At 58.7% G+C, this 25,884-nt stretch carries 21 protein-coding genes and 1 pseudogene; 13 read left to right on the forward strand and 9 right to left on the reverse strand.

The window, feature by feature from the left end; genetic code table 11:
* Positions 1-38: 38 nt before the first annotated feature.
* From USF70_RS10360 to USF70_RS10375, 4 genes and pseudogenes are all read right to left on the reverse strand, one after another.
* Complete coding sequence (locus USF70_RS10360) at positions 39-947, reverse strand: hypothetical protein (RefSeq protein ID WP_214538607.1); 909 nt, start codon at positions 945-947, stop codon at positions 39-41.
* Positions 948-1,131: 184 nt separating this feature from the next.
* Positions 1,132-1,405, reverse strand: a pseudogene (locus USF70_RS10365) (integrase core domain-containing protein); the annotation flags it as partial.
* 92 nt (positions 1,406-1,497) lie between these two features.
* On the reverse strand, positions 1,498-3,048 hold the full coding sequence (locus tag USF70_RS10370; protein WP_223998008.1) for a hypothetical protein: 1,551 nt from the start codon (positions 3,046-3,048) through the stop codon (positions 1,498-1,500).
* Between the two features lie 568 nt (positions 3,049-3,616).
* Positions 3,617-4,447, reverse strand: coding sequence for a MurR/RpiR family transcriptional regulator (locus tag USF70_RS10375; RefSeq protein ID WP_008502123.1), 831 nt, complete (start codon positions 4,445-4,447; stop codon positions 3,617-3,619).
* A 292-nt stretch (positions 4,448-4,739) separates the two neighbouring features.
* On the opposite strand from USF70_RS10375, the gene USF70_RS10380 reads away from it, so the two are divergent.
* The 10 genes from USF70_RS10380 to iolB all read left to right on the forward strand — a co-directional run bounded on the left by USF70_RS10380 (position 4,740) and on the right by iolB (position 17,864).
* Positions 4,740-6,245, forward strand: coding sequence for a CoA-acylating methylmalonate-semialdehyde dehydrogenase (locus USF70_RS10380; RefSeq protein ID WP_048978852.1), 1,506 nt, complete (start codon positions 4,740-4,742; stop codon positions 6,243-6,245).
* 11 nt (positions 6,246-6,256) lie between these two features.
* Positions 6,257-8,182, forward strand: coding sequence for a 3D-(3,5/4)-trihydroxycyclohexane-1,2-dione acylhydrolase (decyclizing) (gene iolD, locus USF70_RS10385; RefSeq protein ID WP_232937432.1), 1,926 nt, complete (start codon positions 6,257-6,259; stop codon positions 8,180-8,182).
* A 303-nt stretch (positions 8,183-8,485) separates the two neighbouring features.
* Positions 8,486-9,472, forward strand: a complete 987-nt coding sequence (gene iolG, locus USF70_RS10390) for an inositol 2-dehydrogenase (protein ID WP_038417345.1) — start codon at positions 8,486-8,488, stop codon at positions 9,470-9,472.
* Between the two features lie 31 nt (positions 9,473-9,503).
* Positions 9,504-10,433 (forward strand): sugar ABC transporter substrate-binding protein, encoded by a 930-nt coding sequence (locus USF70_RS10395; protein ID WP_232937434.1) that lies wholly within the window; start codon positions 9,504-9,506, stop codon positions 10,431-10,433.
* Positions 10,434-10,481: 48 nt separating this feature from the next.
* The gene (locus USF70_RS10400) at positions 10,482-12,029 is read left to right on the forward strand and encodes a sugar ABC transporter ATP-binding protein (protein WP_023308787.1); all 1,548 of its coding nucleotides are present in this window, start codon (positions 10,482-10,484) and stop codon (positions 12,027-12,029) included.
* Between the two features lie 11 nt (positions 12,030-12,040).
* Complete coding sequence (locus tag USF70_RS10405; RefSeq protein WP_013098254.1) at positions 12,041-13,069, forward strand: ABC transporter permease; 1,029 nt, start codon at positions 12,041-12,043, stop codon at positions 13,067-13,069.
* A gap of 8 nt (positions 13,070-13,077) precedes the next feature.
* The gene (locus tag USF70_RS10410; RefSeq protein WP_047060731.1) at positions 13,078-14,211 is read left to right on the forward strand and encodes a Gfo/Idh/MocA family protein; all 1,134 of its coding nucleotides are present in this window, start codon (positions 13,078-13,080) and stop codon (positions 14,209-14,211) included.
* Between the two features lie 12 nt (positions 14,212-14,223).
* Positions 14,224-16,128, forward strand: coding sequence for a bifunctional 5-dehydro-2-deoxygluconokinase/5-dehydro-2-deoxyphosphogluconate aldolase (locus USF70_RS10415; protein ID WP_232937436.1), 1,905 nt, complete (start codon positions 14,224-14,226; stop codon positions 16,126-16,128).
* Positions 16,129-16,139: 11 nt separating this feature from the next.
* Positions 16,140-17,030, forward strand: coding sequence for a myo-inosose-2 dehydratase (gene iolE / locus USF70_RS10420; protein WP_039263727.1), 891 nt, complete (start codon positions 16,140-16,142; stop codon positions 17,028-17,030).
* A gap of 9 nt (positions 17,031-17,039) precedes the next feature.
* Positions 17,040-17,864 carry a 5-deoxy-glucuronate isomerase gene (gene iolB, locus USF70_RS10425; RefSeq protein WP_232937453.1) on the forward strand — a complete coding sequence of 275 codons (825 nt, stop codon included), beginning with the start codon at positions 17,040-17,042 and terminating at the stop codon, positions 17,862-17,864.
* On the opposite strand, the gene USF70_RS10430 is transcribed toward iolB, so the two are convergent.
* Positions 17,830-19,044 (reverse strand): MFS transporter, encoded by a 1,215-nt coding sequence (locus USF70_RS10430; RefSeq protein WP_320735610.1) that lies wholly within the window; start codon positions 19,042-19,044, stop codon positions 17,830-17,832. The two genes, iolB and USF70_RS10430, sit on opposite strands and share 35 nt — an antisense overlap.
* 115 nt (positions 19,045-19,159) lie before the next feature.
* On the opposite strand from USF70_RS10430, the gene USF70_RS10435 reads away from it, so the two are divergent.
* Positions 19,160-19,603, forward strand: coding sequence for a winged helix-turn-helix transcriptional regulator (locus USF70_RS10435; protein ID WP_023308780.1), 444 nt, complete (start codon positions 19,160-19,162; stop codon positions 19,601-19,603).
* A 10-nt stretch (positions 19,604-19,613) separates the two neighbouring features.
* On the opposite strand, the gene USF70_RS10440 is transcribed toward USF70_RS10435, so the two are convergent.
* From USF70_RS10440 to USF70_RS10450, 3 genes are read right to left on the reverse strand one after another with little or no spacing between them, the layout of a single operon-like run.
* A complete protein-coding gene (locus tag USF70_RS10440) occupies positions 19,614-20,357 on the reverse strand; it encodes an alpha/beta fold hydrolase (RefSeq protein WP_232937457.1) in 744 nt (247 codons plus the stop codon).
* An 11-nt stretch (positions 20,358-20,368) separates the two neighbouring features.
* Positions 20,369-20,836 carry a DUF6130 family protein gene (locus USF70_RS10445; RefSeq protein ID WP_087823092.1) on the reverse strand — a complete coding sequence of 156 codons (468 nt, stop codon included), beginning with the start codon at positions 20,834-20,836 and terminating at the stop codon, positions 20,369-20,371.
* A gap of 50 nt (positions 20,837-20,886) precedes the next feature.
* Positions 20,887-22,116: an MFS transporter gene (locus tag USF70_RS10450; protein WP_320735611.1), complete on the reverse strand. Its 1,230-nt coding sequence runs from the start codon at positions 22,114-22,116 to the stop codon at positions 20,887-20,889.
* Between the two features lie 97 nt (positions 22,117-22,213).
* On the opposite strand from USF70_RS10450, the gene USF70_RS10455 reads away from it, so the two are divergent.
* Positions 22,214-23,104 carry a LysR family transcriptional regulator gene (locus USF70_RS10455; RefSeq protein ID WP_320735612.1) on the forward strand — a complete coding sequence of 297 codons (891 nt, stop codon included), beginning with the start codon at positions 22,214-22,216 and terminating at the stop codon, positions 23,102-23,104.
* Here USF70_RS10455 and USF70_RS10460 read toward each other — a convergent pair.
* A complete protein-coding gene (locus USF70_RS10460) occupies positions 23,101-23,271 on the reverse strand; it encodes a YfgG family protein (RefSeq protein WP_023333002.1) in 171 nt (56 codons plus the stop codon). The genes USF70_RS10455 and USF70_RS10460 overlap by 4 nt on opposite strands.
* A 370-nt stretch (positions 23,272-23,641) precedes the next feature.
* On the opposite strand from USF70_RS10460, the gene USF70_RS10465 reads away from it, so the two are divergent.
* Complete coding sequence (locus USF70_RS10465) at positions 23,642-25,882, forward strand: EAL domain-containing protein (protein WP_246946526.1); 2,241 nt, start codon at positions 23,642-23,644, stop codon at positions 25,880-25,882.
* Positions 25,883-25,884: the final 2 nt, after the last annotated feature.

A 25,884-nucleotide genomic window follows, 5' to 3' on the forward strand; every position in this document is an offset into this window, starting at 1 on the left:
AAAGATTTAAATTCCCGTATTAAATTAAGAATACTTTATTATTCATAGTCCCAGCCCCATGAATATAAACATTGTATTGCATGAAGGAGAGCACATAAATGGATACTTTTGGATATTGAGAAATAAACCTTCCCACTTAAAGACTTATCTAAGCCCTCAGGCATGTTTATATAACCTAATGTTCTCAATTGTGTTTTTGTTCTTTTCATTTCAGAGTAAAGTTGTGGGGATTCTCTCAGTTTGAAGTGCTCTTTATTTCCCTGATGGATTAAATCGTTAAGGTAATTAGCACTTATGGAAAGATTGGCTTTTAGATTGTTGTGCAACGTATTGAAGTTAATAATTTCTTTTTGAACGTTGCTCATCAACTCTTTTAGTTTAGATTCATCAAGTCTTGCTTTCATCTCTAGAACCAGATTGCAAAAATAAGTATCATTCACTAAATCCGCCTCTAGATATGCATTTGGTTCTAAATGATACTTTAAATTGATTTCCTCCCTGAAAGAGCAATCTCCAAATATATTTTTAACTGGATTGAGATTATCCTCAATAAAAGATATTTGGTGAAATCTATGTGATATGTTTTCTGCAGTTTGCCAGGCAAGTTGCCCCTGGAATGTACGGAAAACCATTTCTGAACTTTCATGCAGTAAATGTCTTAGATATCTCTCTGCATGTTGATTGGTGTCATATCGGTCGAAATGGTTAACTATTTTTACTAATGTTTCCCCAGCAAGTCTACTTAATTCAAGAAGATCATTTTTATGTTTGTTTTGTGTTTTAATTAGTGCTTTTCTATATGCCAGATGAGATTGAGATAAATGAGAGCGATAATCATTAAAATGATTTCTCTTTGCAAAATCACTTTGCTTTTTTGCATACAGCATACTGAATACCGATACAATTAATGCAGCAAATGATAATATTTCAGTTAATCCAATATTCATTGTATCCATAGCATATCAATTATTTTTCCACGTCCAGTAATTATACTTTGCTGAACATTTATACATCAAGGGAATTGTTCAAAAGACTAGAGTGGTAAAAATCCGCCAGGGATCGTTGTGGGACTGATTGATCTGCCCCTAGTATTAGACACAATCGTCAGTTAGTAGGGGCAGTTTGTTTACCTTAACATTTTCCATTTCGCCACCGTGCTGCAAACTCTGATGGCGTCTGATAATTCAGTATTGAATGTGGACGGCACTCGTTATAATCCCGCTACCAGTCATTAATGATTTCCCATATCGCTGAACCAGCGCTAATTCAGACATTCATCGCGAAATCGTCCGTTAAAGCTCTCAACAAATTCGTTCTGCGTTGGCTTGCCCGGCTGGATTAAGCGCAACTCAACACCACACTCAAAGGCACATTGATCCAGTGCACGGTAAGTGAACTCCTGACCTGCACTCACTACTCCGTAAATGCAATTCACTCTCAGAGAAGCAACCAAGATTCCAGACCGTGGACGTCGATAGACACATATTCGGGCTGCCTCTAGCTCAGTACTGGTGTTGTGGTGCACTGGATGCTTATACCACCACCGCATGGGGGCTTGAATAATGCGGGAAGGCCGTTCCAGCCCACCAGGATACTACCAAGATTTGCGCCGGCGGCTCCAGCAACAGTATGTCGTGCGGTCGCTCTGACGTCATCGACGGAGTTAGGGTCCTTATCAGCCGGAGCGGGTAAGTGCCATGCTCCATGATCCCACCCAGCCCCTATATTTAGTGTCGCCGTGTTGAGCGTCGGGTGGCGGACACCTGTTGCCCCGTGTGCATTGTCGGGGCCGAACGAATAGAGCAGGCGGCAGTACTCGTTTACACCGCGGAATGGTTTTGGTGCAGCGGTTCCTCCATTTAGGTTTGCTCCATGATGAGGGACTACCACAGCTATAGGGTTTTTAGGTGCTAATGAGGGCTCGATGTGCGTATAGTTGCAGTCGCCAGTTAGAAGCCAGGTTCTACTAGGACTTAGATTTCTGTTCTCCACTACCGCAACAATTCCAGTGTCGTTTCTGCCATTCCCGGTTCCGAGCGCCAATCGGAGTTCAGTCCTCTTAGAGAGTGCGACCTTATTAATCTTTCCCGGGGGCGGGTTGTAGATGTATAGTTTGCCACCTTGGGCAATGATGTCATTTGCAAAGGCAATGTGCAGTGGTCCGACGGTTTGTAGTGGCGCAATCCATGTGCGCAGAAGTGCGGGGTAGGTTGGAGGAGTACTGACTCCAGTCGCGTACGCTCCAGCCCAATGATCTGCATCCCAGTGTGACAGTATAATTGGCGGGCAGAGTGTAAAGCAGAAAAGCAGGGGAGTCGGCGTTGTGTGCTTGTTACGATATACCCCAGCACCAAGGTCAAAGTATAGCGACGGCAGCGGATGACAAGTGATGGGTGAATTCGCATTGAGTAAAGCGTTTGCGTTTCCCTGTCCAACACCGTAGACAGCGAGCTTGTCTGCGCGAGTTTCGTTGAGAGTAGCTTGAAGACAATCTTCTGATATTTTTGGGAAATGCTGCAACGAAAATATTCCTGCCAGAGCATTGGCGCGAACAGGTGTCGGCATTGTTCCCTGAACAAACGCAGAAATTGGCGTGGCGAACAAGCCTGGATAGATTAGCGCAGGCGTGAAGCCTTTACGGTGGGTTGCAGACACCTCGAACTTAAACCATGCGCCCTCTAAAGCCTGCGTACCCTTGTTCGTATTTAGTCCGTCATAGTCAGGCAAGAATGGCAGTTCAAATGGATTTGTTCTGGCATCTAATTCTACTTCAATGCGAAATAGTGGGGCGCTTTCAAAGATGCTCGGAGTTCCGGGTGTTGGGAAGCCTTGGCTCTTCCAAGCCCCAGCTGCTTTTATAGGACTATTGATGTCAAATCGCGGGTCTTGTTTTGCCTGGTCGTTCAGCCACTTGACGTCAATTGCATCAACTGCAATTAGCACAATGTTGGCCGGAGGCCCTGACGTAACGACATGGTCTACCCGCCCAAATACACTTTGTGGCAATTTGACACGGTCGTCAAAGTCCCTTTTGAAATGGCGATTCATGCGCCTCCCTTTTTCAGAATTGTTGAGTCATCGAACAGTGGCTGACATATTATGTTATATGTGCCGTACGACGTCATTTGATAAATGTAAATGGGCCAAGCTTGTTGCCACGCAATTAGCACAGGGCTGTATCAGGTAAGGTTAGCTTTAATGCACCTCTATTGCGGCAAACGTGAAGTGTACGAACGTCCGGTGACTGTTGCATAGAATGACTTCCAGTAAGCCGACATTCGCAAACGACTGGAATCGCCGCATATCTTCCTTCTGGTGGAACAATCTTAAAAACCGCAATCAGACTGGCCCGGACATTAGGCCTTGAATGCGAGTTCCCGTGGTTGGCGGATGCGTGACACTATGCGTTGACCATAAACCCGATTACACTCCGTTACAATGCTATCCTTGCTGCCATGCATTTCTACAAGGGTATTTTTCATGGTGTTGAGTAGCGTGTGATTACCATAGTGTTGTTTTATAATGTTTTTTTATTGTTATTGGTAATTGTGTGGGAGTAATTTCCCGCTGAATTAACAACCAAACCCTCTGCCTGTGCAGGGGGTTTTTTATTGCCTTACTTCCCCTCTCCCAACCGATACGCCAGCGCCACCACCAGCGACTGCACCAGGCACAGCGTTGCCGACTGAGACCGGAACGCATCCACCTGCGCCTCTTTCACCACAAAGCAGAGATCGCTGAACGTCGCCAGCGGGCTGATCTGGCTGTCCGTAATCACAATCTGCCGCGCGCCGACGCTGGCGGCGGTTTCGCTGACCATCACCGTCTCTTCCGCGTACGGCGAGAAGCTGATCGACACCACGATGTCGCGCGCCTTAATGCGGCTAATCTGCTCGCGCAGCATCCCGCCCATGCCGTCGAGCAGGATAGGGCGGCACTCCAGATGGCTCAGGGCGTAGGTGAGGTAGGCCGCGACGCTGAAGGAGCGGCGCAGTCCGGCAATGTAGATGGTGTCGGCGTCGGCCAGCAGCTGTACCGCGCGCTCCAGCATTTCCGGTTCGGCGCGGGCGGCCAGCTGCTGGAGCGCCTGCGCGTTCGAGCGGGCAAACTCCTGCAGGATATCGAGCGGCGTTTCCGGCACGGCCTCGCTCTCCATCTCGCGGAACAGTCGGGCGCGGTCGCTGTAGCTGGCGGTCTCTTCTACCAGGTTCATGCGAAACAGCTGTTTCATTTCGTTGAAGCCGGTGAAGTCAAAGGCGTTGGCAAAGCGGATCAGCGTCGAGGGCGGCACGTCGGCGCGCTCGGCAATGACGGCAACCGTATCAAAGGCCACGCTGTTGGTGTTGTCCAGCACGTAGCGGGAGACCTGCTGCAGCCTCTTGCTGAGGCTATCGTAGCGATCGCGGATTTGCTGCTGCAGTTCGTTCAGGCTGGTTGCTGTCGTCATCTTATCCCCCAAATACAGTCTTATGATTCTAAACGCAAAACCGCGTCTTTTAAATGTCGGCCATCCATCTGGCAGCAAAAATGAAACAGAAACTTCAGTCATTTCCTCGCCCGAAATCCCTTAATAGCGTACGCGGCGTCAGTGTTGTTGGCTATTAACATAAAAATCCATCCTTGATCACAATAATCATCATTTATTTTATTTCAACTTAAAATGGAATATTTGTTTCATATATAGTGTTCAGTACACAGTGTTCAGGTAACAGTCACGTATCAACAGCGAGAGGTTAAGGATGGAGACGGTAGCGAATTTTATTCACGGCGAATGTGTCACCGGTTCAGGCCAGCGCGTTCAGGCGATCTTCAACCCGGCCACCGGCGAGCAGATCCGCCAGGTGGTGATGAGTACGGCGCAGGAAACGGAGCAGGCGATTGCCGCCGCGCAGCAGGCGTTTCCGGCGTGGGCGCGCCATGCTCCGCTTAAGCGCGCGCGCGTGATGTTCCGCTTCAAGGCGCTGCTGGAAGAGAACATGGAGCGCCTGGCCCGCATCATCAGCGAAGAGCACGGCAAGGTCTTCTCCGATGCGGTGGGCGAACTGACCCGCGGCCTGGAAGTGGTGGAGTTTGCCTGCGGTATCCCGCATCTGCAAAAGGGTGAACATTCTGCGAACGTCGGTACCGGCGTCGACAGCCACTCGCTGATGCAGCCGCTCGGCGTCTGCGCCGGGATCACGCCGTTTAACTTCCCGGCGATGGTGCCGATGTGGATGTTCCCGATTGCGCTGGCGACCGGCAACACCTTCGTGCTGAAGCCGTCGGAAAAAGATCCTTCTCTGGCGCTCGCGCTGGCGCAGCTGCTGAAAGAGGCTGGCCTGCCGGACGGCGTCTTCAACGTGGTTCAGGGCGATAAAGAGTCCGTTGACGTGCTCCTGACCGACCCGCGCGTGCAGGCGGTGAGCTTTGTCGGCTCCACGCCGATTGCGGAATACATTTACCAGACCGCGTCCGCCCACGGAAAGCGCTGCCAGGCGCTGGGCGGCGCGAAAAACCACTGCATCCTGATGCCGGACGCCGACATGGAGATGGCGACCAACGCCATCATGGGCGCGGCCTACGGCGCGGCGGGCGAACGCTGTATGGCGCTCTCGGTGGTGCTGGCGGTGGGGGATAAAACCGCCGATGACCTCTGCGCCCGGCTGGAGAAACAGATTGCCGCGCTGCGCGTCGGGCCGGGCCTGGACCAGTCGCCGGAAAACGAAATGGGGCCGCTCATCTCCTCCGTACACCGCAGCAAGGTGCTGGGCTACATCGACAGCGGCGAGTCGCAGGGAGCGAAACTTCGCGTGGACGGTCGCGGCTTCAGCGTGAAGGGGCACGAGCAGGGCTACTTCGTCGGGCCGACGCTGTTCGATAACGTCACTCCGGAGATGACCATCTATAAAGAAGAGATTTTTGGCCCGGTGCTTTCTGTGGTGCGCGTAGCAGATTACGCCAGCGCGGTGGATCTGATTAACCGCCATGAATATGGTAATGGTTCGGCGATCTTCACCCGTGACGGCGGCTGCGCGCGCCGCTTCTGCGAAGAGGTGCAGGCGGGCATGGTGGGGGTCAACGTGCCGATCCCGGTGCCGATGGCATTCCACAGCTTCGGCGGCTGGAAGCGTTCCATCTTTGGCGCGCTCAACGTTCACGGCAGCGACGGCGTGCGCTTCTACACCCGAATGAAAACCATCACCGCGCGCTGGCCGGAAATGCAGCAGGAGACAGGCGCTGCGTTCTCCATGCCGACGCTGGGCTGACAGGAGGTTTTATGCAAACCGAACGTATGACCATGGCCCAGGCGCTGGTCCGGTTCCTTAATCAACAGTACGTCAGTGTGGACGGTGACGAAACGCCCTTCGTGGAGGGCGTGGCGACCATCTTTGGGCACGGCAACGTGCTCGGTATCGGCCAGGCGCTGGAGCAGGACCCGGGCCATCTGCAGGTGATGCAGGGCTGCAACGAGCAGGGTATCGCCCATATGGCGACGGGATTCGCCAAACAGCACCGCCGTCAGCGCATTTTTGCCGTCACCTCCTCCGTCGGGCCGGGCGCCGCCAATATGGTCACGGCGGCGGCCACCGCCACGGCGAACCGCATCCCGCTCTTGCTGCTGCCGGGCGATATCTACGCCAGCCGCCAGCCGGACCCGGTGCTGCAGCAGATCGAGCAGTATCACGATCTCAGCATCAGCACCAACGACTGCTTCCGTCCGGTCTCCCGCTACTGGGACCGCATCAACCGTCCCGAGCAGCTGATGAGCGCCATGCTAAGCGCGATGCGAACGCTTACTGACCCCGCCAATACCGGCGCGGTGACCATTTGCATGCCACAGGACGTGCAGGGAGAGGCCTGGGACTACCCGCTGAGCTTCTTCGCGCGTCGCGTGCACCACATTGAGCGCCGTCCGCCCGATCCGCAGCGTCTGGCGCAGGCGCGGGCGCTGATCGCCCGCAAGCGTCGTCCGCTGGTGGTGTGCGGCGGCGGCGTGCGCTATTCCGGCGCGCATGAGGCGTTTCGCGAATTTGTCGAGACGCTGCGGCTGCCGTTTGCCGAAACCCAGGCCGGAAAGGGGGCGCTGGTAAGTGACCACCCACTTAACCTGGGCGGCGTAGGAGTGACGGGGGGAATGTCCGCCAACCAGCTCGCACCGCAGGCGGATTTAGTGATCGGCGTCGGCACGCGCCTGACCGATTTTACCACCGGCTCCAAGGCGCTCTTTTCCCACCCGGACGTCGAATTCCTGCTGCTGAACGTGGCCGAGTTTGACGCCCTGAAGCTGGACGCGACCGCGCTGATTGCCGATGCCCAAACCGGGCTCCAGGCATTGACCCACGCGCTCGGGGATTACCGCAGCGGCTGGGGAGAGGCGATAGCCGAGGCGAAGTCCGCCTGGCGCGACGAGTGCCGCCGCCTGTGGGATCGCCAGTGGCGTCCTGACGACGCGCCCGAAGTGGCGGGGCACCTGGATGCGCAGCTGGCGGAATACGGCGAGACGCTCAACACCCGCCTGACCCAGACGCGGGTGCTGGGGCTGATCAACCAGCATGTTGAAGATAACGCCGTTGTGGTGGGCGCGGCCGGTTCGCTGCCGGGGGATTTACAGCGCCTCTGGCAGGTCAAAACGCCGGACAGCTATCACCTGGAGTACGGCTACTCCTGCATGGGCTACGAGATTGCGGCGGCCATCGGCGCGAAGCTCGCCAGACCCGAGCAGCCGGTGTACGCCATGGTGGGGGATGGCTCCTACATGATGCTGCACTCCGAGCTGCAAACCGCCGTTCAGGAGGGCATTAAGGTCACCGTTCTGCTGTTTGATAACGCCAGCTTCGGCTGCATTAACAACCTGCAGATGGGGCACGGCATGGGCAGCTTTGGCACGGAAAACCGTCGGCGCAACCCGGAAACCGGGCGGCTTGACGGGCCGCTGGTGAAGGTCGACTTTGCGCAAAACGCGGAAAGCTACGGCTGCCGCGCGTGGCGGGTGAACGATGAGCAAAGCCTGCTGGCGGCGCTGGAGGCGTCGCGGGCGCATCCCGGCCCGACGCTGCTGGACATCAAGGTGCTGCCGAAGACCATGACCCACGATTACGCCTCGTGGTGGCGAACCGGTGACGCGCAGGTGGCTGAATCTTCTGCCGTGCGTGAGGCCGCTGAGCAAACCCAGGCGCAGGTGAAAAAAGCCCGCCAGTATTGAGTTTTCCTGCCGTAACGAAATTTTCATTTCATTTTTGTTTTCCCCTCACCCTAACCCTCTCCCACAGGGAGAGGGGACCGCTCGGTGTGGTTTTTTACTCCCTCTCCCTGAGGAGAGGGCCGGGGTGAGGGGAGTTGCCGCACGTTCATCTATGTTGTGAGATTGATAACAAAATTTATCTCATTCATCTCAAAAGTGTTAACCCGCACTCAAAAACATAATTTTCACTATTTATAAAAATGAAATAAATGTTTTATTTATAGAGTCGTTAGTTCACAGCATTCACCAACACCGGGAGCCGTTATGTTTAACATTGCTTTACTGGGCGCTGGCCGAATTGGCCAGGTACATGCAGCTAACATCGCCAGCCACGGCGCGACCACGCTCTGGTCCGTGGTTGACCCGAATCAGGAATTTGCCACCCGTCTCGCCGCGCAGTATCAGGCCCGTCAGCAGAGCCTGAACGAGGCGATGACCGACCCTAACGTTCACGCCGTGCTGATCGCCTCCGCCACCGATACCCACGCGGATCTGATTGAAATGGCCGCCCGCCACGGCAAGGCCATCTTCTGCGAAAAGCCGGTACACCTTGACCTCGCCCGCGTGCGCGACTGCCTGAAGGTGGTCAAAGAGTACGACGTGCCGCTGTTCATCGGCTTTAACCGCCGCTTTGACCCGCAGTTTCGCCGCGTGAAAACCGACGCGCAGGCCGGGCGCATCGGCAAACCGGAATCGCTGCTCATCATCTCCCGCGATCCGTCTCCGCCGCCTGCTGAGTACGTGCGCGTCTCCGGCGGCATGTTCCGCGATATGACCATTCATGACTTTGACATGGCCCGCTTCATCATGGGCGAAGAGCCGGTGTCGGTGTATGCCCAGGGCAGCAACCTGGTGGATCCGGCGATTGGCGAGGCGGGGGATATCGATACCGCGTTTATCGTTCTGAAATATGCCTCCGGCGCGATGGCGACCATTGTCAACAGCCGCCGTTCATCTTACGGCTACGACCAGCGCCTGGAGCTGCACGGCTCCGAAGGGCTGCTGTGCGCGGGCAACATTCTTGAAAACCAGGTGCAGCACTACGGCAAACAGGGCTGCACCAGCGCGCTGCCGGAACACTTCTTCCTGCAGCGCTACAAATCCGCCTACGCCGCGGAATGGGAACACTTTGTTGCGGTCCTGCGCGGCGAAGCGGTGCCTGACTGCAGCGGCGATGATGGTGAACGTGCGCTGTACCTTGCGGATAAAGCGCTGGAGTCACTGCGCAGCCAGCGCGAGATCGTCCTCTAAACACAACAACCCTACACAGAGAGACATAATAATGAAAAAACTGATCGTAGCCGCCCTCATCGCCATGACGTCCGGGGCCGCCCTCGCCGAAAACGAGCAAATCGTTTTCAGTACGCCAAACCTGGCCATGCCGTTTGAAGTTCACATGCAGCGCACGGCGGTGAAAGCCGCAAAAGAGATGGGCGTGAAGCTTCAGGTGCTGGACGGGCAGGGCAGCTCGCCGAAGCAGGTAGCTGACCTGGAAAACGCCATCACCCGCGGGGCGCAGGGCTTTATCGTCTCCCCGAACGACGTCAACGCGGTCTCCAGCGCGGTGGAGGAAATTCAGGATGCGAAGCTGCCGGTGGTTACCCTTGACCGCTCCGTCGACAGCCAGAAGAAAGTGCCGCACTTCGGCGCCAACAACTACAAGGGCGGCCAGGCGGTTGGCGACTTCGTTAAAACCAAATTCCCCGACGGCGCGGACATTATTCTCCTCACCGGTCAGCCGGGCTCCTCTTCCAACATTGAACGCACCAAAGGGATCCGCGACAGCCTGAAGGCGGGCGGGGATAAGTACAAGATCGTCGCCGATCAGACCGGCAACTGGATGCGTTCTGAAGGAATGCGCATCGTTGAAAGCGTTCTGCCTTCGCTGCCGAAACGTCCGCAGGTGATCCTCTCCGCCAACGACGATATGGCGCTGGGCGCGATTGAAGCGCTGCAGAGCCAGGGCGTGAAGCCGGGCGAAATCCTCGTGACCGGGTTTGATGCGGTGCCGGAAGCGCTGGCCCGCGTGCGCGACGGCTGGCTGGCGGTAACGGCGGATCAGCGTCCGGGCTTTGCGGTGCAGACGGCGATGAGCCAGCTGGTGGCTAACGTGCGCGAGAAGAAAGCCATCACCGGGGCCGACTACCCGCCGACGCTGATCACCAAAGAGAACCTGCAGCAGGCTGAGCGTATCGGTGAGGCCGGTAACTAATATGTCCCGAGCCGCCTCTGGCGGCTCATCATGAGGAGGAGCAGACTGATGTCGCAACCCTTACTGAAAGTGACCGACCTGGCAAAAAGCTTTTCCGGCGTCTGGGCGCTGAGCAGCGCTCAGCTGACCGTCGGCAGCGGCGAAATTCACGCCCTGCTGGGAGAAAACGGGGCGGGAAAATCCACGCTGCTGAAGGCGCTCGCGGGCGCGCAGCCGCAAACGCGAGGGGATATCTGGTTCAACGGCGAAACGCTGCCGGTGGACGACTCCCCGGTGGAACGCCAGAACAAGGGCATTATCACCATCTATCAGGAATTCAACCTGCTGCCCAACATGACCGTCGCGGAAAACATGTTTCTCGGTCGCGAGCCGCGCAGGCGTAACCTGATCGTCGATGAAAGGGCGGTCAACCAGGAGGCGCAGGTCATTCTCGATTACCTCCAGCTGAACGTTGCGCCGACCACGCCTGTCGCCCGCCTGAGCGTCGCCCAGCAGCAGATGGTGGAGATCGCCCGGGCGCTGACTCTCAACGCCCGATTAATCATTATGGACGAACCTTCCGCCGCGCTGAGCGACAGCGAGGTGGAAAGCCTGCACCGCGTGGTGCGGGAGCTTAAAAACCGCGGCGTGAGCATTATTTACGTTACCCACCGTCTGCACGAAGTTTTCCAGCTCTGCGATCGCTTCACCGTTTTCCAGGACGGCCGCTTTACCGGCACCGGCGCGGTGGCGGAGACCAACGTCGAACAGCTGATCCGTCTGATGGTCGGGCGCGACGTGGCCTTTAACCGCCGTCCGGCCAGCGAAACGCATCATGAAGACAAACCCGTCCGCCTGGCGGTGAAGGGGCTGAGCCGCGAAAAGCCGCCGCTGGATCCGCACGGCATCGCCCTGCACGACATCAGCTTCCACGTCCACGCAGGGGAAGTTCTGGGCATTGCCGGGCTGGTGGGCGCGGGACGTACCGAAGTGGCGCGCTGCCTGTTTGGCGCAGACGCCTTTACCTCAGGGAGCTTTGAGCTGGACGGCGTGCCGTACCAGCCGCGCGACCCGCTGTATGCCCTCGACCAGGGCGTGGCGCTGGTGCCGGAAGACCGCAAAAAAGAGGGGGCGGTGCTGGGGCTGTCGATTCGCGACAACCTGTCGCTCTCCTGTCTCTCCTCGCTGCTGCAGTGGCGCTGGTTCGTGAACACCCGCAAAGAGGACGATCTGATTGAGTCCTACCGCAAGGCGCTGCAGATCAAAATGGTCAACAGCGCGCAGGAGGTGCGCAAGCTCTCCGGCGGCAACCAGCAAAAGGTGATCCTCGCGCGCTGCATGGCGCTCAACCCGCGGGTGCTGATCGTCGATGAGCCGACGCGCGGCATCGACGTGGGGACCAAATCGGAAGTGCACCAGGTGCTGTTTGACATGGCGAAAAAGGGCGTGGCGGTGATCGTGATCTCCTCCGATCTGCCTGAGGTGATGGCGGTGTCCGACCGGATCATCACCCTCAGCGAAGGCCGGGTGACCGGCGAGATCCACGGCGACGACGCTAACGAAGAACGGCTGATGACGATGATGGCCATCAACCACAACGCCCTGAACGCGGCATAACGGAGTTTCTCATGACGCAGATGATTTCTAAAACGCAGGCCCCGGTCAAACGCGCCGGACGCATCGATCCCATCGCCTTCTTCGAGCGCTTCGGGGTGCTGATTTTCATGATCCTGCTGCTGATCTTCTTCCAGTCGCAGAACAGCAACTTTTTCTCTGAACGCAATATTTTCAACATCCTGACCGAAGTGTCCATCTACGGGATCATGGCCGTGGGGATGACCTTCGTCATTCTGACCGCCGGGATCGACCTCTCCGTGGGCTCCATTCTCGCGGTGTGCGCCATGACCGCGGCGTACGTCATTAAGGGCGACAACTTCACCACCGTCGACCCGAACGCCTGGGGCGGCATGAGCTGGCTGATTGGGCTGGGGATTTGTCTGGCGATGGGCACGGCGATTGGCTTCCTGCACGGCCTGGGCGTCACCCGCCTGCGCCTGCCGCCGTTCATCGTCACCCTCGGCGGGATGACAATCTGGCGCGGCCTGACGCTGGTGATTAACGACGGCGCGCCGATCGCCGGTTTCGATCAGGGCTACCGCTGGTGGGGACGCGGGGAGCTGCTCGGCATCTCTATTCCTATCTGGATCTTCGCCATCGTCGCCGTCGGCGGCTATCTGGCGCTGCATAAAACCCGCTGGGGACGCTTCGTCTACGCCATCGGCGGCAACCCGGAGGCGGCGCGACTGGCGGGGGTCAACGTGAAGCGCGTGCTGGTCAGCGTCTACGTGCTGATCGGCTGTCTGGCCGGGCTGGCGGGCTTCATCCTGAGCGCGCGTCTGGGGAGCGCCGAGGCGGTAGCCGGGATCTCCTTTGAGCTGCGCGTCATCGCCTCGGTGGTGATCGGCGGCACCTCGCTGATGGGCGGCTACGGGCGCATCGGCGGCACCATTATCGGCTCCATCATCATGGGCATTCTGATTAACGGCCTGGTGCTGATGAACGTCTCGGCCTACTACCAGCAGATTATCACCGGATTAATTATCGTTCTGGCGGTGGCATTCGATACCTATGCCAAAAGCCGTCGCGGCGCACTGTGAGGATCACGATGAAAGAGGTTCGTATTGGATTAATTGGCACCGGGTATATCGGCAAGGCGCACGCTATCGCCTATGCCCAGGCCCCGACGGTCTTCAACCTGCGCGGCAGGCTGGTGCGCGAGATGGTGGCGGAAGTCACGCCGGAGCTGGCGGCAGCGCGCGCGCAGGCGTTTGGCTTCAACCGTTCCACCGGGGACTGGCGGGCGCTGGTGGCCGACCCGGCCATTGACGTGGTGGATATTTGCTCTCCCAACCATCTGCATAAAGAGATGGCGCTGGAGGCGATCCGCCACGGCAAGCACGTCTACTCGGAAAAGCCGCTGGCGCTGAACGCCCACGACGCGCGTGAAATGGTTGAGGCTGCACAGCGGGCAGGAGTGAAAACCCTGGTGGGGTTCAACTACATGAAGAACCCGACGGCGCAGCTGGCGAAGGAGATTATCGCGCGCGGCGAGATTGGCGAGGTGATCCACTTCTACGGCACCCACAACGAAGACTATATGGCCGACCCGCTCTCGCCCATTCACTGGCACTGCTTCAAAGAGACCGCCGGGCTGGGGGCGCTGGGCGACCTCGCGGCGCATATCGTCAACATGGCTCAGTACCTGGTGGGGGATATCGAGCAGGTCTGCGGCGACCTGAAGATCGTGGTCCCGGCGCGACCGGCGAAGGCCGGATCGTCTGAGATGATTGCCGTTGAAAACGAGGATCAGGCCCACGCGATGGTGCGTTTCGCGGGCGGGGCGCAGGGCGTGATTGAAACCTCCCGCGTTGCCTGCGGACGCAAGATGGGGCTGTCGTACGTCATCACCGGAACGAAAGGCGCCATCAGCTTCACCCAGGAGCGCATGGCGGAGCTGAAGCTTTATCTGCATGACGATCCGGTGAACCGCCAGGGGTTCCGCACGCTGCTCGTCGGCCCGGCGCACCCGGACTACGCCGCGTTCTGCATGGGCGCGGGACACGGGATTGGCTTTAACGATCAAAAAACGGTGGAGGTGCGCGACCTGGTGGACGGGATAGCCGCTGACGCACCGATGTGGCCGGACTTCGAAGAGGGCTGGAAGGTGTCGCGCGTGCTGGACGCGATTGCGCTCTCGCACCGGGAAGGCCGCTGGCTGAACGTGAACGACATTGTCTGATGAGGTATCAACGTGGAAAAGCAGTTTGATGTGATATGCATGGGCCGCGTGGCGGTAGACCTCTACAGTCAGCAGATTGGTGCCCGTCTGGAGGACGCGTCCAGCTTCGCCAAATATCTCGGCGGGTCGTCGGGCAACGTGGCGTATGGCACCGCGCGTCAGGGTTTACGTTCGTCGATGCTGGCGCGCGTCGGCGATGAACATATGGGCCGCTTCCTGCGGGAAGAGCTCAACCAGGTGGGCTGCGATACCAGCCATCTGATTACCGATAAACAACGCCTCACGGCGCTGGTGCTCCTCGGCATTAAAGACCGGGACACCTTTCCACTGATTTTTTATCGCGATAACTGCGCGGATATGGCGATTACCGCCAGCGATGTGGACGAAAGCTACATTGCCTCCGCACGTTGTCTTGCCATCACCGGGACTCACCTTTCTCATCCGCAGACCCGCGAGGCGGTGCTGACGGCGCTGGGCTATGCCCGCCGTCACGGCGTGCGCACGGTGCTGGACATCGACTATCGTCCGGTGCTGTGGGGGCTCACCGCCTTAGGCGACGGCGAAACGCGTTTTATCGCCGCCGAGAAGGTCACCCGCGAGCTGCAGGAGGTTCTGCACCTCTTCGACGTCATTGTCGGCACCGAAGAGGAGTTTCACATTGCGGGCGGCAGCACGGATACCCTGCAGGCGCTGGGACAGGTGCGTGCCGTCAGTGACGCAGCGCTGGTCTGCAAGCGCGGCGCGCTCGGCTGCTCGGTCTATACCGACGCCATTCCGCCCCGGCTGGACGACGGCCTGACGGTGACCGGCGTGCGCGTGGAGGTGCTGAACGTCCTCGGGGCGGGGGACGCGTTTATGTCCGGCCTGCTGCGCGGCTACCTGAACGACGAAGGCTGGGAGCAGGCGTGCCGCTACGCCAACGCCTGCGGCGCGCTGGTGGTTTCGCGCCACGGCTGTGCCCCGGCGATGCCGAGCAAAATCGAGCTGGATGACTATCTTTCCCGCGCCGCGAACGTGCCGCGCCCGGATCTCGACCCGCGTCTTAACCATCTCCACCGGGTGACCACCCGCCGCCGCGAATGGCCGGAGCTGTGCGTGATGGCCTTCGACCACCGCAGCCAGCTTGAGGATATGGCGATGCAGTGCGGCGCGTCGCTTAAGCGCATTCCGGCGCTGAAGCAGCTGATCCTGCAGGCCAGCCGCGAGGCGGCGAGCCGCGCCGGGCTGGAGGGCAAAGCCGGTCTTCTGTGCGACGGCACCTTTGGTCAGGACGCGCTGAACGCAATCACCGGGGAAGGGTGGTGGATTGGTCGTCCCATTGAGCTGCCGGGATCCCGGCCGCTGGAGATGGAGCACGGCAACATCGGCACCCAGCTTATCAGCTGGCCGCAGGAGCACGTGGTGAAGTGCCTGGTCTTTTTCCACCCGGAAGATGCCCACGGCCTGCGCCTGGAGCAGGAGCAGAAAATCGCCGAGGTGTACCACGCCTGCTGCCGGTCCGGGCACGAGCTGCTGCTTGAGGTGATCCTGCCTGCCAGCATGCCGCGCAGCGACGAGCTCTACCTGCGCGCCATCTCCCGTTTCTACAACCTCGGCATTTACCCCGACTGGTGGAAGCTACCGCCGCTCTCCGCCGACGGCTGGACGGCGCTGAGCGAGATTATCGAACGCCGCGATCCGCACTGCCGCGGGGTGGTGATACTCGGCCTGGACGCTCCGGCGGAACAGCTGCGCGCCGACTTCAAAGCCGCAGCGGGGCAGACGGTAGTGAAAGGCTTCGCCGTGGGGCGCACGCTGTTTGGCGATGCCTCCCGCGCGTGGCTAAAGCACGATATTGATGATGCGCAGCTGGTGGCGCGCATCCGGGACAACTACCTGCAGCTTATCGCCTGGTGGCGCGAGCGCGGACACGCATAATGGAGACGACAATGAGTGTGCAATTAGGCATTAACCCGCTGACGTGGACGAACGACGATCTGCCTTCTCTCGGCGCGGAAACCTCGCTGGAAACCTGTCTGAGCGAAGGTAAAGAGGCCGGTTTTGCCGGCTTCGAGCTGGGCAATAAATTCCCGCGCGAAGCGCGCCTGCTTGGCCCCATCCTGCAGCGTCACGACCTGCAGCTGGTCTCCGGCTGGTACTCCGGCCGCCTGCTGGAGCGCAGCGTGGAGGAGGAGATCGCCGCCGTGCAGCCGCACCTGACGCTGCTGCGCGAGCTGGGGGCGAAGGTGCTGGTGTTTGCGGAAGTGAGCGGCTGCATTCACGGCGAGCAGCAGACCCCGGTGCATCTGCGCCCGCGCTTCCCGCAGGAGCGCTGGAAGGAGTACGGCGAGAAGCTCACCGAATTTGCCCGCTATACGCAGCAGCAGGGCGTGCAGATTGCCTACCATCACCATATGGGCACGGTGATTGAGTCTTCCGAAGACGTGGACAACCTGATGACTCACACCGGGGAGGCGGTCGGACTGCTGCTGGATACCGGCCATCTGACCTTTGCCGGGGCCGATCCGCTGGCGGTGGCGCAGCGTTGGGCGTCGCGCATCAATCACGTTCACTGCAAAGACGTGCGCGCCGACGTGCTGGCGGACGTGAAAAACCGCAAAACCAGCTTCCTCGATGCGGTGCTGAGCGGCGTGTTTACCGTGCCGGGCGACGGCTGCGTCGATTACCCACCGATTATGCGGCTGCTGAAGGCGCAGGATTATCACGGCTGGCTGGTGGTCGAGGCCGAGCAGGATCCGGCGATTGCCCATCCGCTGACCTACGCCCGTCTGGGGTATAACAACCTGAGCCGCCTGGCGCGCGACGCCGGACTGATTTGAGGAGGGAACATGTCACGTCTGTTATCACGCTGGCAGCAGCCGAACGCGGAGGGGCGCACCCAGTCCGTCACGCCGGAAAGCGCGGGGTGGGGCTACGTCGGCTTTGAGGCGTATGAGCTGCAGGAGGGGCAGACGCTGACGCTGCCCGCCGTCAGCGAAGAGCGCTGCCTGGTGCTGGTCGCCGGGCGGGCCTCCATCCGCACGCCTTCCGCGCAGTTTAACGACATCGGCGAGCGGATGAGCCCCTTCGAGCGTATCAAGCCGTGGGCGGTTTACGTCACATCTCAGGAGTCGGTGCAGGTGAAGGCGCTGACGAAGCTGGAGCTGGCGGTCTGCGCCGCGCCGGGCAAGGGCTCGTATCCGACGCGGCTGATTGCGCCGCAGGATATCGATGGCGAAGCGCGCGGTAAAGGTCACAACCAGCGCTACGTGCACAACATTCTGCCGGAAGACAGGCCCGCCGACAGCCTGCTGGTGGTGGAGGTGTGGACCAGTGAGGGCTGCACCAGTTCGTACCCGAGCCACAAGCATGACACGGATAACCCGCCGCAGGAGACCTACCTGGAGGAGACCTACTACCATCGCCTCAACCCGGAGCAGGGGTTCTGCATGCAGCGCGTCTACACCGACGACAGAACGCTGGATGAGTGTATGGCGGTCTATAACCGTGACGTGGTGATGGTGCCGAAGGGCTACCACCCGGTGGCGACGATGGCCGGGTATGATAGCTACTACCTCAACGTGATGGCCGGCCCGGTGCGTAAATGGATGTTCACCTGGGAAGAGGACCACGCGTGGATTAATCGGGATTATCCCGCGGACAGCGGTGTCTAGCGCGGGTTAGCCACCAGAACACCAGCGCCAGCAGGCTGACCGAGGCGCCAAGCAGGCAGACGCCCGGCCAGCCGGCACAGGCATACGTCATCGTTGTGCCGAGCGCGCCGAGCCCGCTGCCGACGGCATAAAACAGCATGTAAAGCCCGACCAGCCGGCTGTGCGCCTCGGGACGGGTGCGTAAAATCATGCTCTGATTAGTGACGTGCAGCGCCTGACCGCCCAAATCGAGCAGTATGATGCAGATAAGCAAGATCCCGAGTGAACGGTCCATCAGCGACAAGGGCCACCAGGCTAACAGTAAGATACTCAGCGCCGCCGCGCTGGTGCGTTGGGCATATCCCCGATCGGCCCAGCGTCCTGCCCGGCCAGCCACCAGCGCGCCCACCGCGCCAGCCAGTCCAAACGCGCCAATCGCTGTATGCGAAAAGTTAAACGGCGGTGCGCTCAGCGGCAGCACCAGCGCGCTCCAGAAAATGTTGAACGATGCAAACATCAGCAGCGCCAGCACGCCGCGTATCTGCAGCACTTTTTCCTGCCGCAGCAGCGTGAGCATTGAGCCAATCAGGCGCGGGTAGCTCATCGTGGCAGTGACGGCTGGCAGGGCGGGGAGTCGCCACCACAGAGGTAACGCAATCATGAGCATCAGCGCAGCAGCGCAAAGATAAACCCCGCGCCAGCCCGCGATATCGCTGATGCCACCGGCAAAGACGCGAGCGAGCAGCAAACCTGTGAACACGCCGCCCTGTGCCGCACCGACAACGCGTCCTTGTTCATGGGGCGACGCGGCGCTGGCGGCGTAGGCGATCAGCCCCTGCGTCATGGCCGTGCCCAACATACCGGTCGCAAGCATACCGATCAGCAGCGCTGAAGAGGACTGTGCCATGCTGACGGAAACCAGCGCCACCACCAGAGCAATCAGCTGTACTGCCATGAGTCGTCGACGATCCACTTTGTCACCCAGAGGAACGACGAGCAAAAGAGCCAGCGCGCAGCCAATTTGTGTCGCGGTCACCACGCCCCCCAGGGCCGCATGGCTGATGCCGAAATCGTTCGCCAGCGCGTCAAGCAAAGGCTGGGCGTAATAGACGTTTGCCACGCTTAAGCCGCTGGCGGTGGCGAACAGCCAGACCATGCTGCGCGGCATGTCGGCTGAAGGAAGGGCTGACGTCAGTGACATATTCAAAATCCTCGCCTGTGATAACCTGGTTTCAAAATGAAACTGGTTGAATGCTAGGCTAAGCAGTTTTAAAATGCAACTAGTTATAGGGTGGCCTTTGCGAGGAAAACAGGTGATGTCCCGAAATACGGTAAAAGAGGAATATTGTCCCGTTGCCCGCAGCGTTGACCTGCTTGGGGATCGCTGGTCGCTTCTCATTGTGCGTAATGCGTTTGACGGCATGACGCGCTTCGGGGATTTTCAGCGCAGCCTTGGGGTGGCGCGCAACATCCTTTCTGACCGGCTTCGCAAGCTGGTTGAGGCAGAAATCCTGACGTTACAGGGAGCATCGGACGGCACGGCTTATCAGGAATATGTTCTGACCGACAAAGGCGAACGTCTTTTCCCGGTGATCGTGGCGCTGCGTCAGTGGGGAGAGCAAAATCTGTTTGCGCAGGGCGAGCGTCACTCGCTGCTGGTCGACAGGCGGACGGGCAGGCCGGTTCCCTTTATGGCGCCAGCAGCGCATGACGGCACTGCGCTGCTGCCGGTGGATACGGAAGTGCAGAAGATCGAATGAGTCACTCCGGTTAATTACTGCTTATCGCCTGCTCAATCGTCCGGGCAACGATCTGCGGCTGGCTGACCATAGACACGTGGCTTGCCGCCACCTCGGCGGTTTTCGCATGGATCGTCTTCGCCATCGCCCGTTCCAGATCGGGGTTGATCATTCGGTCATTCTTGCTGACCACATACCAGCTCGGTTTATCATGCCACGCCGCGTGGGCGACCTTTTCACCAAACGCCTCGGCCTTAATCGGCCCCTGCGTGGCTGCAATCGTATCTTGAATGTCTGGCTTCACGTCAGGCGCGAAGTCCTTTCTGACGGCTCCTGTCGGCAGGTATAAATAGCCGTCCGCCGTTTTAGCAATGCCCGCGCTGCCCGGCGGGGCAGGATAGCTTCCTGCCAGATCCGCCGTCGACTGGCCGGAATCCGGCGCGAACGCCGCCACGTACACCAGCGATTTTACCCGCGCATCGTTGCCCGCCTCGCTAATCACGGTACCTCCCCAGGAGTGGCCCACCAGCACCACGTTACCCTGGGCGCGGGCGATGGCCCGCCGCGTGGCCGCAACGTCATCCTTAAGCGACGTGAGCGGGAGCTGGACGGCAATGACCTCGACGTGCTGCTTCTGCAACAGGGTAATCACCTTATTCCAGCTGCTGCCGTCGGCAAACGCGCCGTGCACCAGCACGACGCTGTTTTTACTCTGCGCAAAGGCGCTGGCGGAAAGCGCCAGCAGGCCTGCCGTCACTACAGACAGTGCTTTCATCTTCAGACTCCTTAAAAGTGGTGGACAGCCGCGTGGGGCGGGACGGTGAATTCAACGGTTTTGTGGTCGAGCGGCTTATGCGTCGGGTCGGCCAGAATAATCGTCACCTTGTGTTTACCGGCGGGTAGCCCTACAAGGATCACCGGCTCTCCGCTGGCGTCAGCCCAGTGCCACGGCGCGTCATCCACCACCACGTGAATGTGCCCGATGCGCGGCGTGACCTTGAGCGCCTCGGGGCCGAATACCGGCTCGATGCGCAGGTTTTCGGCACGGTACTGGATAAACACCGCGCCTTTGCTCAGCGGCCCGGCAAGCGGCGGATCGACTATCAGCTTTGCGGGCGGCTGCGGCTGCGCCAGCGGCGCAACGGCGGCGGGGCCGTTAACGTCCTCGGCGCTCAGGTTTTCCAGCGGCATGGTCCGGGCATGGGCTACAGATGCCAGGACTAGCAGGGGGAAAAGTGCATAGCGACGAATCATGGGTTCTCTCCTTATCGGTTGTGAATGACGACAGGGAAAGAAAACCATTTTTATGTATCGGAGATATTTGCCGGAGGCGGCGTTTTGTACCCGTTTGTCAGCGTGGCGCTCTGGATACAGTGCGATACAGTTTGCCTGCCTGGACGACGCACAATCGCTATCGCCAGCCCGGCAATCACCAGCGTCAGGCCCGTTGATACCCACATTGCACCTGCGATCCCCAGCGTTTTATTCAGCCACGCATAGGCAAACGGTGAGGCTGCCGCCATCAGCTGGCCGGGGATCAGCAGCATGCCGGTGCGGCGGGCATAGCTTTCGGCGCTAAACAGCTCCAGCGGCAGGGTGGCTTTCACAATGGCGACCAGCCCGTTGATGGCGCCGTAGCCCAGCACGAACCCGGCCGCACACCACGCAAACAGGGCGCTGCTCATCCCCAGAAGAAAGCAGAGCGGCATGGCGAGCGCGGTAAAAAGCGTCAGTTTGAAGGGGGTTAAGCGGGTACCCGCCAGCACTTCAAGCGAGCGGGCACCCGTCTGGCCGACTCCCCACAGCATCCCGATGGCGACCGGCAGGCCGAAGTGGGCAATAAACTCCGGCAGATTGGTGGACGTGCCGTTAGAGACAAAGGTGATGAGGGCAATGAAGGCGGCATAAAGCCAGGCGTTACGCCGCTCGTTGTTCAGCGGCGGCGCGGTGACCTTTGTCGTCACCGTCAGCCGCTGCCGGGGAAGCGTTCGAATCAGCATCGCGCTCAGCAGGCCGAAGAGCGCGTAGACGCGCAGCGCCTCCTGCCAGCTCATGACCTGAAGCAGAGCATCGCCCAGCGGCCAGAAAACGGCGGAGGCCAGCCCGCCCGCCAGCGTGACGCGTGAGATTGTTCTTCGCGCCTGCTGCCCGTAGAGGTTTACCAGCGCGGCGAACAGCGCGTCGTACAGCGACAGGCGCATCCCTACGCCGCCGATCAGCCAGGCGCAGTACCAGCCAAAAAGCGTCTGGGTATACGCCATCCCTGCGCAGCTTGCGGCGATCAGCAACGTGCCGCTCATCACCACCTTCTGACCGCCAAAGCGTGCCAGCAGGAGGGCGACAAACGGAGAAACCGCCGCCATCACCAGCATCGCCAGCGTCAGGCCGAGGTAAATCTGCGGTGATGACCATCCCCGGTCGGCTGAAATCGCCAGCGCAAAGGTGCCGGGCATATAAAACGAGATCCCCCAGTTGATAAGCTGATTACATCCCGCCGTGAGGGCGAGGCGGCGTGGCAGGGCGGGTGTTTCCATTGTTTTTCATTCCGTTATGCAGTTGTCCTGAGCATAACTCGCGCGCTATTGTGCTGGCAGGGCAGCAACCTTATGCGCGGTATAAGAGAAACTTTGAATGACAACGCTTAATCTGGGCTATCTCGCCACCTTTCGTCTGGTGATACAGCGCGGCAGCTTTTCAGCGGCAGCGGATGCGCTGGGTATTTCCCAGCCTGCCGTCAGCCTGCAAATACGTCAGCTGGAGCAGTTTCTGCAAACGCGGCTGGTGGAGCGTACCGGACGAGGGATTAAGGCTACGGCTGCCGGGCAGGCGTTGCTGGCGCATGGGGAGCGTATTCAGCAGGCGGTGGATGACGCCATCCGGTCCGTGAGCGCATTCAGCCACGATGTGAGCGGCACCATTACGCTTGGCACGGGGGCAACGGCCTGCATCCATCTTCTGCCGCCGCTGCTGGAGAAGCTGCGTCGAGACTATCCCCTCCTGAGCGTGGGGGTGACGACGGGCAACACCCTCGACATCGTCAGGGCCATCGAAGAGAACCGGCTCGATATGGGGCTGGTGACGCTGCCGGTGAGCGGCAGAGCGCTGGACGTCATGCCGGTAATGGACGAAGAGTTTGTTTTTATCGCGTCGCGGGAGCAGCAGGACGCTTTCAGGGATTTTACCCCGGAGGCGCTGCACGCTCAGCCGCTGATTGCCTTTGAATCAGGCAGCGGTACCCGGGCGCTGATCGATGGCTGGTTTGCGGCGAATGGATTAGCGATCGCACCGGTGATGCAGCTTGGCAGCATCGAGGCGATCAAACGCATGGTTCGTGCGGGTCTGGGCTACAGTATTGTGCCGCGAATGGCGGTCGAACAGGATGCCGATCGCGAAGGGCTATGTGTGATGTCGCTTACGCCCATGCTGCAGCGGCAGCTGGCGATCGTAATGCGGCAGGATAAAATCCTCAGCAAAGGGATCGCGGCCATTATTCGGCTCGTGCAAGATCCTTCGGCTGTTTAGCGGTCAGCGGTGTCGACGGTCAGGCTGGATTGCTGCGACTGGGTTTTGTCCTGATGGTGGTACCAGGCGCCAATTGAAGAGTAAACGAAGCGGCCAAAGAAAAACAGGAAGCTGATGAGCAGTATGATGCGGGTCATTCGGGTATTAAATTGATGTCGTTTTCGCATACGCGTGACCTGACTCACTCTGTTTTTCCTGGATAAGCCCTTTTGGGCGACGAGGATATTAAGGCACAGCGGGAAGATGGGGTCAATTCTGAAGTGTGTAAATAACCGTCAATGTTTACATTGATTAATGTTATTGAAATTAATTAATGCATTTACCATATTGATAATATGAAGAAAATAATTTCAAAAAAACACCGCGAAAAGTTATTTGCGTAAAGTAGTTTGATTTAAGTCAACGGCTTCCCGGCCCTGATATTTAAAATCCTTCCTCCATACAGTTCGCCCCGCACGCCGCCGGGCGGCGCGTACGTCAGGTTGGATGCCTGTCTTTATTTTCCCTCAGGAGCGAAAGGGGTTTAACCGGGCATCTATGAACATTCTGGCTTTCCTGAAAAAAAATGAAAACCGCTGGTGGGCATTACCGCTTATTTTGCCTGTGGTTTTACTTCCCGTGCTGAGCATTGCGAATACATTCACGCAGCTGGGCGACGGCATTGCGGCACTCTATTATTTACCCCTCTCATTTTTGCTTTCGCTGATGATGTTCTTTGGCCTGGAAGCGCTGCCCGGGATCGTATTGTCGCTGTTTATCCGCTATTACCCGTCGGTCGGGATGTTTGAAACCGTCGCGGGGATCCTCCATTTTGTCGTCCCTTTAGTGCTCAGCTGGGGTGGCTACCGGGTGTTTGCGCCCAGACGGAATATGACCGCATACGGCGACGTGCGGCTGATGGCGCAGCGCATCTTCTGGCAGGCGTTCTGCCCCGCGACGCTATTTCTGGTGCTGTTTCAGTTTGCGGTGTATTTAGGCGTGTATGAGAGCCGTCAGAGCCTTGCGGGATTAAATCCGCTCAATATTCGCACGCTCATCAACTATCAGACGCTGCTGGTCAGCGGGCTAACGGGCGTACCGCTGAGCTATCTGCTGATCCGCCTGCTTCGTCATCCGCGCTATATCAAAAGCCTTCTCTCGCAGATCCGTTCCGAGATAGACAAAAAGGTGACGGTCGTTGAGTTGTTGGTGTGGGCTATCGCGCTTGGCGGACTGCTTTCGCTGCTGCTGCTTCCGATGAATGAGAACAGCTCCATTTTCACCACCAACTACACCCTTTCCCTGCTGATGCCGGTGATGCTCTGGGGCGCGATGCGTTTTGGCTATAAGCTGATTTCGCTTATCTGGACGCCGATACTGCTGGTGTCTATTCACTATTTTTACCGCTATATCCCGGTGAACCCGGGGTATGACATTCAGCTGGCGATCACCTCTTCCAGTTACCTGGTCTTCTCGTTCGTGGTGATTTATATGTCGATGCTGGCGACCCGGCAGCGCGCGGCGAACAAACGCTCCCGCAGGCTGGCGCTGCTCGACCCGGTCGTCCATATGCCTAATCTGCGGGCGCTGTCGCGCGATCTGGCGAAAAACCCGTGGTCGGCGCTCTGCCTGCTGCGCATTCCGGAGCTGGAAATTCTGGGCCGAAATTACGGCGTGTTGCTGCGGATTCAGTACAAGCAGCAGCTGGCGCAGTGGGTGAATGGCATTCTCCAGCCCAATGAGCTGGTGTATCACCTGACCGGGTATGACCTGGCGGTACGGCTCAACGCGGAATCGCACCAGCAGCGGATTGAAGCCCTGGACGAGCATATCAAGCAGTTCCGCTTTGTCTGGGACGGCATGCCGCTGCAGCCGCAGGTGGGCGTGAGCTATTGCTATGTCCGGTCCCCGGTTAACCATCTTTATCTGGTGCTTGGCGAACTGGGCGTGGTTGCCGACCTGTCGCTCTCCTCCAACCATCCGGAAAACCTTCAGCAGCGTGGGGCCGTCCATTTGCAGCGCAGCCTGAAGGATAAAGTCGCGATGATGAGCCGCCTGCAAAAGGCGCTTGATAACGACGAATTCACCCTGCTGGTTCAACCCGTTCGCGGCATGCGTGGCGATTGCTATCACGAAGTCCTGCTCCGGATGCCGGATATCAACGGGCTATTGATCTCCCCCGACCAGTTCCTGCCCGTCGCGCAGGAGTTTGGTCTCTCTTCCCGGGTAGATTTGTGGGTGCTGGAGCACACCCTGCGCTTTCTCGCCGCGCATCGCGAAAGACTGCCCGGCCAGCGCTTTGCCATTAATCTTGCCCCGTCGACCGTGTGTCGGGTGCAGTTTCCGCTTGAGGTGAATCGCCTGCTGGCGAAATACGCCATTGAGCCGTGGCAGCTAATCTTTGAAGTGACGGAGTGCAGCACTTTTTGCAATGCGGAACAGGCGCTACACATCCTCCGGCAGCTGCAGAAAATGGGGGTACGTATTGCAATTGATGATTTTGGCACCGGCTATGCGAGCTATGCGCGGCTGAAAAGCGTGGACGCGGATATTCTCAAGATTGACGGCAGCTTTATTCGCAATATCGTCAACAACAGCCTGGATTATCAGATTGTGGCGTCTATCTGCCATCTGGCGCGCATGAAAAAGATGCTGGTGGTAGCGGAGTATGTCGAAAGCGAAGAGATACGTAGCGCGGTTCACGCGCTAGGCATCGATTATGTGCAGGGTTATCTGATTGGCAGACCGGCACCGCTTGAGTCACTGCTGGAAGCAGAGGCGTCCACCGCGGACGCCTGAGC

This window comes from Enterobacter sp. 237C8 (assembly GCF_034106865.1).
Classification (GTDB): domain Bacteria; phylum Pseudomonadota; class Gammaproteobacteria; order Enterobacterales; family Enterobacteriaceae; genus Enterobacter; species Enterobacter asburiae_B.

Excerpts from the sequence above, each read along its gene's own strand:
- USF70_RS10445 (WP_087823092.1), bottom strand. The coding sequence starts at position 20,836 with ATGATTCGTCGCTATGCACTTTTCCCCCTGCTAGTCCTGGCATCTGTA.
- USF70_RS10435 (WP_023308780.1), top strand. The coding sequence starts at position 19,160 with ATGTCCCGAAATACGGTAAAAGAGGAATATTGTCCCGTTGCCCGCAGC.
- USF70_RS10380 (WP_048978852.1), top strand. The coding sequence starts at position 4,740 with ATGGAGACGGTAGCGAATTTTATTCACGGCGAATGTGTCACCGGTTCA.
- USF70_RS10450 (WP_320735611.1), bottom strand. The coding sequence starts at position 22,116 with ATGGAAACACCCGCCCTGCCACGCCGCCTCGCCCTCACGGCGGGATGT.
- USF70_RS10465 (WP_246946526.1), top strand. The coding sequence starts at position 23,642 with ATGAACATTCTGGCTTTCCTGAAAAAAAATGAAAACCGCTGGTGGGCA.
- iolB (WP_232937453.1), top strand. The coding sequence starts at position 17,040 with ATGTCACGTCTGTTATCACGCTGGCAGCAGCCGAACGCGGAGGGGCGC.
- iolD (WP_232937432.1), top strand. The coding sequence starts at position 6,257 with ATGCAAACCGAACGTATGACCATGGCCCAGGCGCTGGTCCGGTTCCTT.
- iolG (WP_038417345.1), top strand. The coding sequence starts at position 8,486 with ATGTTTAACATTGCTTTACTGGGCGCTGGCCGAATTGGCCAGGTACAT.
- USF70_RS10405 (WP_013098254.1), top strand. The coding sequence starts at position 12,041 with ATGACGCAGATGATTTCTAAAACGCAGGCCCCGGTCAAACGCGCCGGA.
- USF70_RS10430 (WP_320735610.1), bottom strand. The coding sequence starts at position 19,044 with ATGTCACTGACGTCAGCCCTTCCTTCAGCCGACATGCCGCGCAGCATG.
- USF70_RS10410 (WP_047060731.1), top strand. The coding sequence starts at position 13,078 with ATGAAAGAGGTTCGTATTGGATTAATTGGCACCGGGTATATCGGCAAG.
- USF70_RS10460 (WP_023333002.1), bottom strand. The coding sequence starts at position 23,271 with ATGCGAAAACGACATCAATTTAATACCCGAATGACCCGCATCATACTG.
- USF70_RS10455 (WP_320735612.1), top strand. The coding sequence starts at position 22,214 with ATGACAACGCTTAATCTGGGCTATCTCGCCACCTTTCGTCTGGTGATA.
- USF70_RS10360 (WP_214538607.1), bottom strand. The coding sequence starts at position 947 with ATGAATATTGGATTAACTGAAATATTATCATTTGCTGCATTAATTGTA.
- iolE (WP_039263727.1), top strand. The coding sequence starts at position 16,140 with ATGAGTGTGCAATTAGGCATTAACCCGCTGACGTGGACGAACGACGAT.
- USF70_RS10375 (WP_008502123.1), bottom strand. The coding sequence starts at position 4,447 with ATGACGACAGCAACCAGCCTGAACGAACTGCAGCAGCAAATCCGCGAT.
- USF70_RS10395 (WP_232937434.1), top strand. The coding sequence starts at position 9,504 with ATGAAAAAACTGATCGTAGCCGCCCTCATCGCCATGACGTCCGGGGCC.
- USF70_RS10400 (WP_023308787.1), top strand. The coding sequence starts at position 10,482 with ATGTCGCAACCCTTACTGAAAGTGACCGACCTGGCAAAAAGCTTTTCC.
- USF70_RS10440 (WP_232937457.1), bottom strand. The coding sequence starts at position 20,357 with ATGAAAGCACTGTCTGTAGTGACGGCAGGCCTGCTGGCGCTTTCCGCC.
- USF70_RS10370 (WP_223998008.1), bottom strand. The coding sequence starts at position 3,048 with ATGAATCGCCATTTCAAAAGGGACTTTGACGACCGTGTCAAATTGCCA.